The sequence below is a fragment of the Pseudomonas sp. B19125 genome, assembly GCF_044218855.1.
Lineage (GTDB): Bacteria > Pseudomonadota > Gammaproteobacteria > Pseudomonadales > Pseudomonadaceae > Aquipseudomonas > Aquipseudomonas edaphica.
Genome location: NZ_CP162589.1, coordinates 453958 through 469482, shown reverse-complemented (window position 1 = coordinate 469482; position 15525 = coordinate 453958). Strand labels below are relative to the sequence as shown.

The following is a 15525-nucleotide window of genomic DNA, read 5'->3' as shown; positions in this document are numbered from 1 at the left end:
CAGCATAGATATCTACACAACTTTTGAAGGCCGCCACTTTCTCCTGTGACGAGCAGGCTTGTCCTGCGTTGGGCTGCGAAGCAGCCCCAGTGAAGGCACTGCAATTTTCCTGAAAGTACTCAGTGTCTGGGTTTGGGGCCGCTTCGCAGCCCAACGCAGGACAAGCCTGCTCGCCACAACGGCTCACCTGCCACAGATTTCGTGTCAACCGGCTGTGTAGATACCTATGCCCATCGCAGGCAAGCCAGCTCCCACATTTATTCTGTGGTGCTCTCTGGAAAGTGATTAAACCCCCAGAAACACAAGCCATCACTGGTGCAGGCACAGATTAATCGGCACACTCCAAAACAGTTTTTCGCGGGCCCATGGACAAGGAAGCGTCATGATTTCGATCTACCAGCTAAAACCGCGTTTTCAGAACCTGCTGCGCCCTCTTGTGCAGCGTCTCTACGACAATGGCACCACCGCCAACCAGATTACCGTGCTGGCCGGCGTTGTTTCCTTGCTGGTCGGCCTGCTGATCGCCAGCTTTGCCCAACACCTCTGGCTGTTTGCGCTGATCCCGCTGTGGATGATCCTGCGCATGGCCCTCAATGCCATCGACGGCATGCTCGCGCGCGAATTCGGCCAGCAATCACGCCTGGGCGCCTACCTCAATGAACTGTGTGACGTGATCGCCGACAGCGCCTTGATCCTGCCCTTTGCGCTGATTCCGGGCGTGAGCCTGGCGCCGGTGCTGCTGGTGGCGTTGCTCGCCGTGTTCAGCGAATACGCCGGTGTACTGGGGCCGATGGTGGGTGTCTCACGGCGCTATGACGGGCCGATGGGCAAAAGTGATCGTGCGTTCGTGCTCGGTGTGCTCGCCACTGGCGTGGCGTTGGGCTGGCTCGGCGCGGGCTGGGTCGATGCGGTGATGTGGCTGGTCGCTGCCCTGCTCGCCTACACCTTGGTCAACCGGGTGCGTCAGGGCCTCAAAGAACAACAAGAAACCTCTCCGATTGCATAAGGATTTTTGCGATGCGCGAACAGCAAGAGCACACCTTCAGTACCCATGATGACGTCGAGCTTTTTTATCGGCACTGGCCGGCCACTGCGCCTGCGGGCGACGAGCCGCGCAAGGCGATCCTGCTGTTCCATCGCGGCCATGAGCATTCGGGCCGTATTGCCCACCTGGTCGATGAACTCGACCTGCCGCAATTCGATTTCTTTGCCTGGGACGCCCGTGGCCACGGCCAATCGCCGGGCGCCCGCGGTGACAGCCCAAGCTTCGCCACCAGCGCCCGCGACGTGCAGACCTTCTGCGAACACATCGGCGCCACTTACGGCATAGAAGAACAAAACTTCGCCGTTATCGCCCAAAGCGTCGGCGCGGTGATCGCGGCCACTTGGGTACACGACTACGCGCCAAAAATCCGCGCACTGGTGCTCGCCTCCCCGGCGTTCAAGGTCAAGCTGTACGTGCCCTTTGCCCGGCCTGGGCTGGCGTTGATGCGCAAGTTTCGCGGCAACTTTTTCGTCAACAGCTACGTCAAGGCCAAGTTCCTCAGCCATGACCCTGAGCGCGTCGCGTCCTACGACAGCGACCCGCTGATCACCAAAGCGATTTCGGTGAATGTGCTGCTCGGTTTGTACGAAGCCGCCGACCGGGTAGTCGCCGATGCCCAGGCGATCCAGGTGCCGACGCAATTGCTCATCTCCGGCTCCGACTTCGTGGTGCACCGCAAACCCCAGCAGCAATTTTTCGACCGGCTTGGCAGCCTGAAAAAAGAGCTGCACATCCTGCCCGGTTTTTTCCACGACACCCTCGGCGAGCGCGACCGCGCCACGGCCGTAAGCAGCGCTCGGCGTTTTATCCTGCAGAACTTCGCCCATCCGCTGGACCGCGCGGCCCTGCTCGACGCCGACAAACTCGGCGCCACGTGCGCCGAATCAGAAGCCCTCGCCGCGCCGCTGCCGCGTAATTCCCTGCGCGACCTGTACTGGCGCATCACCCGCGCCAGCATGGGCCTGGGCAAGAACCTGTCGGACGGGGTGAAACTGGGTTTCGACACCGGCTTCGACTCCGGCAGCACCCTGGACTACGTGTACCGCAACACGCCCACCGGCAAGGGCGGCTTGGGGCGGATGATCGACACCAACTACCTCAACTCCATCGGCTGGCGCGGCATTCGCCAGCGCAAGCTGAACGTCGAGGAACTGCTACGGCTGGCCATGGCCAGGTTGCGCGATGAACATCGCGAGGTGCGCATCGTCGATATCGCCGCCGGCCACGGGCGCTACATTCTTGAAGCCTTGCAAGGCGTTTCGCCGCTGCCGGAATCGATCCTGCTGCGCGACTACAGCGACATCAACGTGCGTGACGGCGGCGCGCTGATTCGTGAAAAAGGTCTGGGGGACATCGCGCAGTTCGTGAAAGGCGATGCATTTGATAGAGCAGACTTGGCGGCACTGACGCCCAAGCCGACCCTGGCAGTGGTGTCCGGCCTGTATGAGCTGTTTGCCGATAACGGCATGGTCGGCGGTTCGCTGGCCGGTCTTGCCGAAGCGGTGGAGCCCGGCGGGTACCTGGTCTACACCGGCCAGCCGTGGCACCCGCAACTGGAACTGATCGCCCGCGCGTTGACCAGCCATCGCCAGGGCCAGGCCTGGGTAATGCGCCGTCGCAGCCAGGCAGAGATGGATCAATTGGTCGAGGCGGCGGGCTTTCGCAAAATCACCCAGCGTGTGGATGAGTGGGGCATTTTCACCGTGTCCCTGGCACAGAAGATCTGAGCATGCGCGAACCCGGTTTATTGAAACCCGCAGTCCTGTGGCTATTGCTGTTGGCGCCGCTGTTTTTCAGCACCTACGGCTTTGCCACCTGGGTCACCAGCCAGCGCAGCGATGTGGGCACGCTGGTGTTCGGCTGGGAAACCCATATGCCGTTCTGGGCGTGGACCATCGTGCCCTACTGGTCCATTGACCTGCTGTACGGGTTTTCACTGCTACTGCCCAATACTCGCCATGAGCTGAAACAACACGCGTTGCGCCTGCTCAGTGCGCAGGTCATTGCCGTGAGCTGCTTTTTGATCTGGCCGCTGCGTTTCACCTTTGAACGGCCGGAGCTGGATGGCGTATTCGGCTGGCTGTTTGCAGTGCTGGCCGGGTTCGACAAACCCTTTAACCAGGCGCCGTCGCTGCATATCGCGCTGCTGGTGATTTTGTGGGTCATGTATCAGCGCCACACCCAAGGGTTTTGGCGTTGGCTGGTGCATGGCTGGTTTGCGTTGATAGGTATTTCAGTGCTGACCACTTATCAACATCACTTTATCGACTTACCCACAGGCGCCCTGGCCGGTTGGTTGTGTGTGTGGCTGTGGCCGGTGGAACATCCAAGCCCGCTGTTGAATGCACGGCTGACGCGGGACACAAAACGATGGCGACTGGGCATGCGCTACGGCCTCGGCGCTTTAGTGCTGGTAATCCTGGCCTTGGTGCTGCGCGGCGGGTGGTTGTGGCTGCTTTGGCCAGCGGTTTCCTTGGGTTTGATCAAGGCGAACTACTTTGTACTCGGCGCGTCGGGCTTCCAGAAGCGCAAAGACGGCCGGCTCACTCCTGCCGCGCGCTGGCTGTATGCACCCTATTTAGCGGCTGCGTGGATAAATTCCAGGCTGTGGACACGTAAACATCCACAGCCTGACCAAATTGTGGATAACGTCTGGCTTGGTCGAATTCCTGCCAACGGCGAGCAAGGTTCCTTCAAGGCTATCGTCGATCTGTGCGCCGAATTGCCGATTAATCCACAGGGCCGCGCCTATGAATGCGTGCCCGTGCTGGACCTGATTGCCCCGTCTCCCGCCGAGTGCCAGCAAGCCGCCGAAGCCATTGAACGCCTGCGTTCAAACGGCCCGTTGCTGGTGTGCTGCGCCCTCGGCTACTCACGCAGCGCCACCGCCGCCGCCGCGTGGCTGCTGCACAGCGGACGCGCCGCAACGGTCGACGAGGCACTGGCTATTATTCGTACAGCACGGGCCGAAGTGGTCCTGCATCCTGCTCACCGTAAAGCGTTGGAGGGTTTGCCCCATGCCCGCTGATATGGAACTTCAGGTCGTTGCCAGCCTGCTGCGCCGTGGCCGTTCGCTGGATCAGTTATCCACAGGCCTGACCGTGGCTGGCGTGTTATTTGGCCTCGCACAGTTGCTGTTGGCCAGCGTTTCGACCCTGTGCCTGCTGCTCAGCCTGTGGATGATTATTCTTGGCTTGCTGCAAAAGTACTGGGCCTTGCGCGTGGCCTTCGACGCCGACCTGTTCGCCCTGCTGGCCCGCGACACCGAGCGCACGGCCGATCTCGACCAAGCCTTGCAGACCCTCGGCCTGCAATCGCCCAAACGCGCCGGCCGGCCCTGGATCGAACGCCGTCGCGGCGCGCTCAAACTGCTGCGTAAACAAGCCTGGTTGCTGGGCGCGCAAGCGCTGCTGACCCTGGCCGTCATCCTCGCCAGCCCTTGGCTACCTTTCGCCGGATAAGGAATCCCCATGTTCGAACCCGTGGTCGCCACCCTGATTACCTCGATGGCCCGCACCGTCACCGGCGCCCGCAGCCTGTGGCTGGGCTGCGCACCAGTGCCGGTGCAGCGCATCTACTTCGCCAACCACAGCAGCCACGGTGATTTCGTCTTGTTATGGGCGTCGTTGCCGCAAAACCTGCGCAAATTCACGCGCCCGGTGGCCGGCAGTGATTACTGGAACCAAAGCGCACTGCGCCGCTACATCATCAACCGCGTGTTCAACGGCGTGTTGATCGACCGTGAGCGCAAAGACCCTGTGGATAACCCCTTGCAGCCGATGCTGGCCGCGCTGGAAGGCGGCGATTCCTTGATCATCTTTCCCGAAGGTACGCGCAACCTGGAGGACGGTTTGCTGCCGTTCAAAAGTGGCCTGTATCACCTGGCCAAAAGTTACCCACAGGCCGAATTGATTCCGGTGTGGATCGCCAACCTCAACCGGGTCATGCCCAAGGGCCGCGTACTGCCGCTGCCTTTGCTGTGCACCACCAGCTTCGGCGCGCCGCTGCAACTGGAAGACGGTGAAGACAAAACCGCCTTCCTCGCCCGCACCCGCGACGCCCTGCTTGCCCTCGCCCCGGAGCATGTCTGACATGGATAGCCAAACCCTGATGCTGTTCGGCGGAATCGGCGCGATCCTGGTGCTCGCCTCGCTGATCGGCCTGATCCTCAAACTGCGCACCCGTGGCACACCGAATGCGGTGGTCGACAACCTTAACGCCCGCATCAATGCCTGGTGGGTGATGGTGGTGGTGATCGGTATCGCCTTCTGGCTCGGCACCGGCGCGGTGATCCTGCTGTTCTACGCGGTGTCGTTCTACGCCCTGCGCGAATTTCTCACCCTCACGCCCACCCGCCGCAGCGATTACCCAGCGCTGGTGGCGGCGTTCTATCTGGCGCTGCCGCTGCAATACCTGCTGATCTACGCCGACTGGTACGGGCTGTTCTCGATCTTTATCCCCGTGTACGTGTTCCTGCTGCTGCCGATCCTCGCCTCACTGGGCGGCGACAGCACGCACTTTCTGGAGCGTGCGTCGAAGGTGCAATGGGGCCTGATGATCGCGGTGTTCTGCGTGTCGTTCGTGCCCGCCCTGCTGACGCTCGACATTCCCGGCTACGAAGGCCGCAACCTGTTGCTGATCGCTTACCTGGTGATCGTGGTGCAGCTGTCGGACGTGCTGCAGTACGTGTGCGGCAAGCTGTTCGGCAAACACAAGATCGCGCCCAACCTGTCGCCGTCCAAAACCGTGGAAGGCTTTGTCGGCGGGATTCTGCTGTCGTCCCTGATCGGCGCGGCGCTGTGGTGGACCACGCCGTTCAACCCGTGGCAGTCATTCCTGATCGCGCTGCTGATCAACCTGCTGGGCTTCGCCGGCGGCATCGTGATGTCGGCGATCAAGCGCGACCGGGGCGTGAAGGATTGGGGGCACATGATCGAAGGCCACGGCGGGATGCTGGACCGCCTGGATTCGGTGTGCTTTGCCGCGCCGATTTTCTTCCACCTTGTGCGCTACTGGTGGACCTGAGGAACACGCTCTCTTAAGCCCAACACAGATCAATTGTGGGAGCTGGCTTGCCTGCGATAGCGGAGTGTCAGCCAGCATCACTTTTTGGTGTGCCACCGCCATCGCAGGCAAGCCAGCTCCCACAGGGTTTTGTGGTGTATTGGGAGGCCCCCGCTCAATCCGAAACCTTGCTTCGCGGCCAACCTTTCGATCGGTTTTGCGGTACGCCTCACCTTTGTGCAACACACCTGAGCACGCTGACCACTTCACGTCATCTTTTGTATCAAAGACGCGTGTAAGATAGGCCGCACTTTGCCAGGGATGCTCACCATGTTCGATTCGTTGAAAGCGATCAGCCGCCGAATTCTCGGTGCTTTACTGACTGTGGTGAGTGCCATCTTTGGCCAATGGCAGCCGCCCGCCTGGCTGCGAGCCACGGGCCGTGGCGTGGGGAACCTGGGCAGTAAAGCCCGCGCCTATCCGCGCCAGGCGGGTGCCGGGGTCTTGGGCCTGGTGCTGCTGGCCGCTGCTGGTTTCTACGGCTGGCACTGGTATTCGAATTTGCCGCAGCCCCACACCGTGGGTTATTCGCTGCATAAGCCGAACCTGACCGATTACACCCAGCAGCCTCCGGTTGTGGATAACTTGCAGGTGCGCTTTGCCGAGTCCGTGGCTCCGCTGGCGGCCATTGGCAAGCCGGTCACTGAAGGCATTACCCTTAAACCCGCTGTAGCCGGTGCCTGGCGTTGGTCTGACGACCGCACGTTATTGTTCGTGCCGGAAAAAGACTGGCCTGTGGATGCCCATTACACGCTCGACCTGGCCAAGAAACAGCTGCTGGCTGACGGCGTGCTGCTCAGCCAATACAGCAGCCAGTTCTCCACCCAACCGTTCCGCGCCACCCTGGCGCAAAACGAGCTGTACCAAGACCCGTCCAACCCCACACTGAAACAGCTGGTGGCGACCTTCCACTTTTCCCACCCGGTGGATGAAGACAACCTGCGCAAGCGCGTCTCGGTAACCCTCGGCAAAGGCCTGGCCTACCGCGACGCCCAGCTGCCCAACCGCCCGGAAATCACCTTCGACGACCTCAAGCTCAATGCTTACGTGCGCTCCGCCGCCCTGGCCACGCCACTGGAAAGCACGCCGGTCAGCGCCAAGCTCGATGAAGGCATCAAAGCCCGTGACGGCGGCAATGCCAGCAACGCGCCACTGGTGGCGGAAGTCACCGTGCCCGGCCGTTATCGCCTGACGTTTACCGGTGCCGAAGTCAGCTTTGTCGACAACGAGCGCGGCGAACCGGAACCGGTGTTGATGTTCAGCAGCTCCAGCGCCGTGGCCGATGACACCATCGCCGGTAAGGTCCAGGCCTGGCTGCTGCCGGCCAAGGCTGAAGACGACACGCGCCCTTACACCAGCAACGACATCGACGACGCGATGCTGGCGCGCAGCACCAAGGTCAGCCTGACCCACGTGCCCAGCGTCGAGCCGCTGAACACCCTGCATGCGTTCAAGTTCAAGGCTCCGGCCGGCCGCGCGCTGTATGTACGCGTGCCCGCCAACCTGGAAGCCATTGGCGGTTATCTGGCGAAAAACCCTACCGCTTCGCTGATCAGCATGCCGGCGTACCCACGCACCTTGCAGTTCCTGTCGGACGGCGCGCTGCTGAGCCTCAACGGCGAAAAACGCCTGGGTTTCATGGCCCGTGGCGTGCCCGGTGCCCATGTGGAAATCGCCCGCCTGCTGCCCAACCAGTTGCAGCATTTGGTCGACCAAAGCAGCGGCAGCTTCGCCCGGCCGAATTTCGGCAATGAATACTTCGACCGCATGGTTGAGCGTCAGTCGCTGGATATTGCGTTGTCGTCCAATGACCCGGCGAAAACCGTCTACGACAACGTCGACCTCAGCCACTACCTCACTGCCAATGGCGGCCGTCGCGGTATTTTCGTGCTCAAGCTGAGCCCGCAGGATGACCCGGCCGAGCGCACGTTCGAGTACGAACGCAACAGCACCAGCGACCTGCGTTTTATCGTGGTTACCGACCTTGGCATCATCGCCAAGCGCTCCAGCGACGGCAGCCACGATGTGTTTGTGCAGTCCATCGGCAACGGCTCGCCGGTCGCCGATGCACAAGTCGATATCATGGGTCGCAACGGTCTGCCGGTCGCCAGCGGCCGCACTGATGCCGAAGGCCACGCGCATTTCGCCAAGCTGGATGAACTGCGCCGTGAGAAAACGCCGCTGATGTATGTAGTCACGCGCGGCAATGACCAGTCGTTCCTGCCGATTGCCCGTCAGTCCCAGCAGTTGGACTTTTCACGCTTCGATGTAGGCGGTTTGGAAGAAGACGGCGCGATTAATCGCCTCAGCGCGTATATGTTCACCGACCGTGGCCTGTACCGCCCGGGCGAGACCGCGCACCTGGGCATGATCGTGCGCAGCGGCGACTGGAAAGGTGCCTTGCAAGGCCTGCCGGTTGAACTGCAAATCACCGACCCGCGCGGCCTGGAAGTGATTCGCCAGCCGCTCAAACTGTCCACCAGCGGCTTTGAAACCTTTGATTTCCCCAGCAGTGAAGTCGCTCCCGCCGGTGAGTACACCGCGACGTTGCAACTGATTGGCCAGAAAAATACCCGCACCGACCTGGGCAGTGTCAGCTTCAAGGTCCGCGACTTCGAGCCGGACCGCATGAAGGTCAGCCTGAGCCTGCACGACACGCCGGTGTTGGGCTGGATTCCACCGGACCAGGTGGTGGCCAAAGTCACCGCGATGCACTTGTTCGGCGCGCCGGCAGCCGGCCGACGCGTCACGGCGAAGATGTCCCTGAGCCCGACGCTCGCGGCCTTTGACCGTTACCCCGATTACCGCTTCCGCCTCAACGACGCCCTGGAAGAAGCCAGCACCGAAGACCTGGCTGAAACCACCGTCGACGACAACGGCCAGGCCGTACTCGACCTCAACCTGCAACGCTTTGCCAGCAGCACCTATCGCCTGCAGGTGATGACCCAGGTGTTCGAGGCCGAAGGTGGCCGCAACGTGGCGGCGCAAAGTGCGCTGCTGGTGTCGTCCGCGCCTTATCTGGTCGGTGTGAAAAGTCAGGACTCGCTGTCGTACGTCGCCAAGGACGCCCCGCGTCAGGTGCAATGGCTGGCCGTCGCGCCGGACCTCACGCCGATGGCAGTGGATGGCCTGACCAGTGAAGTGGTCGAACACCGTTACGTATCGGTACTGGTGAAACAGTCCAACGGCACCTACAAATACGAGTCGCGCATCAAGAACATCAGCCAGCCGGCCTCACCGCTGACGATGACCAAGGACGGCGCCAAGCAGACCCTGAACACCGGCACGCCGGGTGATTTCACCCTGCAGGTCAAAGACGCCAATGGCCGCCTGCTCAACCAGATCGACTACAGCGTGGCCGGGCGCGGCAACACCTCGCGCTCGCTGGAGCGCAACGCCGAGCTGCAACTGCGCCTGGATAAACGCAGCTATGCCACCGGTGATGAGATAGCGATCAGCATCCGCGCGCCTTACACCGGTGCCGGCTTGATCACCATCGAGCGTGACAAGGTTTACACCCAACAGTGGTTCAAGGCCGACAGCACCAACAGCGTGCAACATATCCGCGTGCCTGCCGGGCTTGAGGGCAATGCCTACGTCAACGTGCAGTTTGTGCGCGACATGGGTTCGCCTGAGGTCTATATGAGCCCGCTGTCCTACGGCGTGGTGCCGTTCAGCATCAACCTGGATGCACGGCGCATGGCGCTCAAGGTTGAAGGCCCGGAGAAGATCGAGCCGGGGCAGACCCTGGATATCAAGGTAACTGCCGACCGCCCAGGCCGCGCGGTGGTTTACGCGGTGGACGAAGGCATCCTGCAAGTGGCGCGTTACCAGACGCCCGACCCGTTGGGCTTCTTCTTCCAGAAACGCGCATTGGAGGTTGGCACCAGTCAGATCCTTGACCTGATCCTGCCGGAATTCAGCCGCCTGCTCAGTGGCGCAGCGCCCGGTGGTGACACCGAAGGCGCGCTGGCCAACCACCTCAACCCGTTCAAGCGTAAACACCAGCCGCCCGTGGCCTGGTGGTCCGGGTTGGTTGACCTGCCGGCCGGTGAAACCGTGCTGCATTACCAGGTGCCGGACAGCTTCAACGGCAAGCTGCACCTGTTTGCGGTGGCAGTGGACAGTGACAGCGTGGGCGTCAGCGAGGCCAATACCGAAGTGCGCGGGCCGATTGTGATCACGCCGAACGTGCCGGCCTTTGTGGCGCCAGGGGACGTGTTCAATGTGAGCGCCGGGGTGTTCAGTAACCTCGACGCGGCAGCGGACGTGAAGTTTGAAGTGCAGACCAGCGACGGACTAAACGTGCAGGGCGACAAAGGCAGTACCCTGTCGCTGCAACCGCGCAAGGAAGGCACTGCCGAGTTCAAGATCAAGGTCGGTGAAACCCTCGGCTCCGCGGACCTGCGTTTTGTCGCGGTACTGCCGAACGGCAAACGTATCCAGGTCGCAGAAACCACGTCGATCCGCCCACTGAGCGAGCATCGCGTGGCCTTGAGCCTGGGCCGGTTCGACAGCGCCAGCAAAGAGCTGAAACCGACGCGTGAGCTGTTCAGCCAATTGCGCGATGTGCAACTGGGTGTGGCTGCCTCGCCGCTGGTATGGGCCAACGGCCTCAAGCATTACCTGGATGACTATGGCTACGCCTGCACCGAGCAATTGGTGTCCAAGGCCATGCCGGCGTTGATCTGGGGCGGTACCGCACCAGAAGCCGAACAAGCCTTCAGCGGCGCGGTGCGCATGCTGCGCCAGCGCCAGAACTCGGCCGGTGGCTTTGGTTTGTGGGCCGCCAACCCGGACGTGGCGCCGTATGCCAGCCTGTACGCCACCGACTTCCTGATCGAAGCCAAGGAACGCGGGCTGCCGGTGCCGGAAGACCTGCTGGCGCGCTCCAACGCCTACCTGACCGACTTGGCCAATGGCCCAAGCGAAGGTCTGTCGGAATTGCGCAACCGTGCCTACGCCAGTTACCTCTTGAGCCGTCAGGGAATTCTGGTGAGCGGCGCCTTGAGCGACATTCGCGAGCGTTACGAGAGCTACTTCAAAGACACCTGGCAGAACGACTTGGGCGCCGCTTACCTGGCGGCCAGTTACAAGCTGCTCAAGCAGGATCGTCAGGCCGATACCCTGTTCCGCAAAATCCCGTGGCGTTCGCTGGTGGATAAGTGGGACAGCGACGGCCTGTATTACGACCCGCTGGTACACGACGCCGAGCACTTGCACCTGCTGGCGCGCCACTTCCCCGAGTTGCTTGACGATGTACCGACGGCGCTGCTGGATAAACTCGGCAAGCGCCTGAACGAACAGCGTTACAACTCGCTGTCGGCCGCCCTGCTGCTGCGCGCCCTGGACAATTATGGCCAGCGCGCCCAGAGCGACATGACCCTCAAGGCGACCGCCTGGCTGGGCGACAAGCAACAGCAATTGCTGGAGATGGCCGGCCAGCCACCGCGCGCCGCCGTGCCGGGTAAAACGCAGAAGCTGGTGATGGAAAAAACCGACGGACCGGCCGCCTTCTACATGCTCAGCGAAGCCGGTTTCGACAAGGGCGCCAAGCTCAAGCCCATCAACAATGGCCTGGAGATCATCCACGAATACCTCGACCTCAAAGGCGAGCCAGTGAGCAAAGTCGCGGTGGGCGACGAGTTCCTGGTGCGCCTGCGCCTGCGCGCCACCGACCGCGACCAAGTGCAGCAAGTGGCCGTGGTCGATCTGCTGCCCGGTGGCGTCGAGCCTGTGTATAACTTGCCGCCGGAGCCGGAAGCGGCCGCCAGCAACGAAGAAAGTGAAAGTGAAGGCGACGATTCCGAGTACGTGGAAACCGCAGACGGTGACGAAGCCGATACCTGGCAGGCGCCGATCGGCGAAACCGAGCTGAGCAACTGGCAGCCGGACTACGTGGACGTGCGCGATGATCGGGTGGTGTTGTACGGCACCGCGCTGCGTGATGTAGGCACTTTCGTGTACCGCGTGCGCGCCACCAACGCAGGGACGTTCAATACGCCACCGGCCTACGCCGAAGGCATGTACGAAACCACCCTGCAAGGGCGCGGCAAAGTAGGCCAGCTTGAAATTACCAAGCCTTAAACGCCTGACGCCGCTGCTTGCAGCGGCGGTACTCTTTACAGGCACGCTGGCGGGGCTGCGATGGTGGCCCCATGCCCCGCTGGAACAGGCCGTCACCTCGTCCCGCGTGGTGTTGGCCGATGACGGCGCGTTGCTGCGCATGACCTTGGCGCAGGACGGGCAATATCGCCTGTGGCTGCCGCTGGAGCGCATGTCGCCGTCACTGGTCGAGGCCTTGCTGCTAAAGGAAGACCGCAATTTCTATTGGCACCCGGGCATCAACCCCCCGGCGTTGCTGCGCGCGGCCATGGCCACCTACAGCGGCGGCCAGCGCCAGGGCGGCTCGACCTTGAGCATGCAGCTGGCGCGGCGGCTGTGGGACCTCAACACCCGCCAAGTGCCGGGCAAATTGCAGCAGATGGCCCTGGCGCTGTGGCTGGAAGCGCGCTACAGCAAGCACGATATCCTTGAGGCTTACCTGAACCTGGCGCCCATGGGTGGCAATATCGAGGGCGCCGAAGCGGCCAGCCGGATTTACTTTGGCAAGTCGGCGGCGCAGTTGTCGTTGTCCGAAGCCTTGGCGCTGGCGGTGATCCCACAGCAACCAGGGCGACGCGCGCGCTTCGGGCCGTCGCTGCAACATGCGCGGCTGCGCTTGATGGCCGACTGGCGCGAAACTTATCCACAGGACCCGCGTAACGACAGTTTGCTCGACTTGCCTCTGGAGGCGCGCAACCGTCAGCAGATACCGTTTCTAGCACCGCACTTGAGCGAACAGCTGCTGGCGTCGCAACCCGGCAACGAACTCAACTCAACCCTCAACCTGCCTTTGCAGCAACTGCTCGAACGCTTGATCACAGGCTTTATTGCCGAGCGGCGCAGTACCGGTGTGGAAAACGCCACGGCCATCCTTGTGGACAGCCGCGACCAGAGCGTCAAGGCGCTGGTAGGTTCGGCGGATTACTTATCCACAGGCATCCACGGGCAGGTCAACGGCGTGTTGTCGCGGCGCTCGCCGGGGTCGACGCTCAAGCCGTTTCTGTATGGGTTGGCGCTGGATCAGGGGGTTATCCACCCCATGAGCATCCTCAAGGATTTACCCAGTAACTTCGGCTACTTCCAGCCGGAAAATTTCGACGGCAGTTTTGTCGGGCCACTGACGGCGCGGGATGCGTTGATCCGTAGTCGCAATATTCCGGCGGTGTGGCTCGCCAGCCAGGTGCAGTCGCCCTCGCTGTATGGCTTGCTGCAACGCGCCGGTATCAAAGGCTTGCGTGGGGAAAGCCACTACGGTTTGGCCCTGGCCTTGGGCGGCGGCGAGATGACGCCGGAGGAACTGGCGCGCCTGTATGTGATGCTGGCAGGTGACGGGCATCTGCGGCCTTTGCGCTATTTGCAGGAACAACCGCAAACCACCGGCGCGCAACTGCTCACGCCCCAAGCAGCCTTTATGGTGCGCGACATGCTGCGCCGCAACCCACGCCCGGATGGTCTGCCCGGCCGCCACTGGCGCACGGCCTGGAAAACCGGCACGTCGTGGGGCTTTCATGATGCCTGGAGCGCAGGCCTGGTGGGGCCGTATGTGCTGGTGGTGTGGGTGGGTAATTTTGATGGGCGGCCGAACCCGACGTTTATCGGCGCCAAAACCGCCGCGCCGCTGTTCTTCCGTATCGCCGACGCCCTGCCGCTGGCCTTGCCCAACGTGGTTATCAAGCCCGACAAGCCGCCCGCCGGGCTGGTGCGCATCGACGTGTGTGCGGCCTCCGGCGAGTTGCCCAACCGCTGGTGCCCGCAAACCCGCAAGACCTGGTACATCCCCGGCGTGTCGCCAATTCGCGTGTCCAACCTGCACCGCCCGGTACTGATCGATACCCGCACCGGCAAGGCCGCGTGCCCGCCGTTCGACCCGCAATACACCCGCGAAGAAGTCTTCGAATTCTGGCCCAGCGACGTGCAGCGCCTGTACCGCGCCGCCGGCCTGCCCCGGCGCACGCCGCCGAACGTGATGAAAAATTGCCAGCCCAACCGCATCAGCGACCAAAGCGAAGCGCCGCAAATTCGCTCGCCGCTGACCCAAGTGAGCTACCAGTTGCGCCTGTCCCAGCCGCAGGAAAGCATTCCGCTCAATGCCAACGCGGCCAGTGATGCGACCACGCTGTACTGGTTTGCCGACCAGACCCTGATCGGCCAAGGCCCGCCGCAAACCACCTTGAACTGGCGGCCGGGCAAGTCGGGCGAATACCGGCTGCGGGTCAGTGATGATCAGGGCCGCAGTGCGAGCCGCGGGTTACGAGTAGAGTTTGTACCTTAGGTCAACTCGGTTTTGAAAACGCTCGCCACCAACGCCTGCAAAGCCCGCTGTTGGGTAATAGAAAAGGCCAGTGCGACGATGATCACGCTCAGCCAGATCAAAAAAATCTTGAATGGATCGAACTCGAGCGCCACCAATGCCCACGTCACCAGGCCGCCACCGATCACGCCAACCACTCCCCAGGCGATAAGTATGGGCTGAACCCGCTTGTGGATATCTCGATAAAGAAACACCCGTGCAACACACATCAGCACGAATACTATGCCCATCCAACCGAAGGCAGCCAACAACGGCAGCGATAAACCTTGGCGCTGATACAACAAAGCCACCCATTCATGGAATGGCCCCAATCCAGCCATTTGCTGGAACGTATCGCGGCTGGGCAACTGCCACTGCATCCATTGCGCCGGATCTATAAGCAGTAGCGCCATACTGAACAACACCACCAACGCACTGCATAACCCCAAGGCGCGCCACGCTGGCACAGCGAGACGATAGTTGTTCACAGTGCGCAGCCGCTCCACACCAAATACCGTATCGGCCTCCTCACCCCGGACGATCACCGTTTTACCGTTACGCTGTATTGCAGTACCGATAACCATGACCTCCAGGCTTTCGCTGAGCAAGATTTCTCCTTGTTGGCGGCCCGGTCCTGCGGTGTAACGATAGTCCCCTAGCTGTGGCACTTGGCCTGAAAACAACTCAATGCCTTCGGCGATGATATCCACAGTGCCGTGGGCATCCTTGAGCGCAAAGTCATTGCATTGTGCGTCAGTAAATACTGTCCGCCATGCATCCCTTTCGCCGCTGTCGCGGTAGCTCTCCTGGATCTGCAGTGAATACCCGGCACAGGGCAAGCCATCCACTGGGGATAAGCGCGACTCTTTGAGCATCACAGTGCCACAGACTTTTACCAGACCAGGTCTCAGCGAGTACGAAAGGCTGAGCGGCAAGCGTTTGTCCGCACGGTAGAAACCTCTGTTCATAGTGATGACACCCCTGTCTGGCTATCCATAAGGCTGCATTCTAGGGATAAGGT

9 protein-coding genes are annotated in these 15525 nt (G+C 61.8%); 8 read left to right on the top strand and 1 reads right to left on the bottom strand.

Annotation, left to right across the window (positions count from 1 at the left end):
• Positions 1 to 382 precede the first annotated feature (382 nt).
• From AB4P96_RS02025 to pbpC, 8 genes are all read left to right on the top strand, one after another.
• The gene (locus tag AB4P96_RS02025; RefSeq protein WP_236460339.1) at positions 383 to 1006 is read left to right on the top strand and encodes a CDP-alcohol phosphatidyltransferase family protein; all 624 of its coding nucleotides are present in this window, start codon (positions 383 to 385) and stop codon (positions 1004 to 1006) included.
• Positions 1007 to 1017: 11 nt separating this feature from the next.
• Positions 1018 to 2772 (top strand): bifunctional alpha/beta hydrolase/class I SAM-dependent methyltransferase, encoded by a 1755-nt coding sequence (locus AB4P96_RS02020; RefSeq protein ID WP_236460340.1) that lies wholly within the window; start codon positions 1018 to 1020, stop codon positions 2770 to 2772.
• Between the two features lie 2 nt (positions 2773 to 2774).
• Positions 2775 to 4073 carry a phosphatase PAP2/dual specificity phosphatase family protein gene (locus AB4P96_RS02015; RefSeq protein ID WP_236460341.1) on the top strand — a complete coding sequence of 433 codons (1299 nt, stop codon included), beginning with the start codon at positions 2775 to 2777 and terminating at the stop codon, positions 4071 to 4073.
• Positions 4063 to 4506 (top strand): hypothetical protein, encoded by a 444-nt coding sequence (locus AB4P96_RS02010; RefSeq protein ID WP_176992473.1) that lies wholly within the window; start codon positions 4063 to 4065, stop codon positions 4504 to 4506. Before AB4P96_RS02015 ends, AB4P96_RS02010 begins: the two co-directional genes overlap by 11 nt.
• Positions 4507 to 4515: 9 nt before the next feature.
• Positions 4516 to 5136: a 1-acyl-sn-glycerol-3-phosphate acyltransferase gene (locus tag AB4P96_RS02005; RefSeq protein ID WP_017135106.1), complete on the top strand. Its 621-nt coding sequence runs from the start codon at positions 4516 to 4518 to the stop codon at positions 5134 to 5136.
• 1 nt (position 5137) lies between these two features.
• Complete coding sequence (locus tag AB4P96_RS02000) at positions 5138 to 6070, top strand: phosphatidate cytidylyltransferase (protein WP_017135107.1); 933 nt, start codon at positions 5138 to 5140, stop codon at positions 6068 to 6070.
• A 309-nt stretch (positions 6071 to 6379) separates the two neighbouring features.
• Positions 6380 to 12196 carry an MG2 domain-containing protein gene (locus AB4P96_RS01995; protein ID WP_176992472.1) on the top strand — a complete coding sequence of 1939 codons (5817 nt, stop codon included), beginning with the start codon at positions 6380 to 6382 and terminating at the stop codon, positions 12194 to 12196.
• Positions 12177 to 14486: a penicillin-binding protein 1C gene (pbpC, locus tag AB4P96_RS01990; protein ID WP_169987878.1), complete on the top strand. Its 2310-nt coding sequence runs from the start codon at positions 12177 to 12179 to the stop codon at positions 14484 to 14486. The genes AB4P96_RS01995 and pbpC overlap by 20 nt, the downstream gene beginning before the upstream one ends.
• Here pbpC and AB4P96_RS01985 read toward each other — a convergent pair.
• On the bottom strand, positions 14483 to 15472 hold the full coding sequence (locus tag AB4P96_RS01985; RefSeq protein WP_177034732.1) for a hypothetical protein: 990 nt from the start codon (positions 15470 to 15472) through the stop codon (positions 14483 to 14485). The genes pbpC and AB4P96_RS01985 overlap by 4 nt on opposite strands.
• Between the last annotated feature and the right edge of the window lie 53 nt (positions 15473 to 15525).

Bases quoted from the DNA above. Each gene is read 5' to 3' on its own strand.
- AB4P96_RS02025 (WP_236460339.1), top strand. From the start codon at position 383: ATGATTTCGATCTACCAGCTAAAACCGCGTTTTCAGAACCTGCTGCGC.
- AB4P96_RS02020 (WP_236460340.1), top strand. From the start codon at position 1,018: ATGCGCGAACAGCAAGAGCACACCTTCAGTACCCATGATGACGTCGAG.
- AB4P96_RS02015 (WP_236460341.1), top strand. From the start codon at position 2,775: ATGCGCGAACCCGGTTTATTGAAACCCGCAGTCCTGTGGCTATTGCTG.
- AB4P96_RS02010 (WP_176992473.1), top strand. From the start codon at position 4,063: ATGCCCGCTGATATGGAACTTCAGGTCGTTGCCAGCCTGCTGCGCCGT.
- AB4P96_RS02005 (WP_017135106.1), top strand. From the start codon at position 4,516: ATGTTCGAACCCGTGGTCGCCACCCTGATTACCTCGATGGCCCGCACC.
- AB4P96_RS02000 (WP_017135107.1), top strand. From the start codon at position 5,138: ATGGATAGCCAAACCCTGATGCTGTTCGGCGGAATCGGCGCGATCCTG.
- AB4P96_RS01995 (WP_176992472.1), top strand. From the start codon at position 6,380: ATGTTCGATTCGTTGAAAGCGATCAGCCGCCGAATTCTCGGTGCTTTA.
- AB4P96_RS01985 (WP_177034732.1), bottom strand. From the start codon at position 15,472: ATGAACAGAGGTTTCTACCGTGCGGACAAACGCTTGCCGCTCAGCCTT.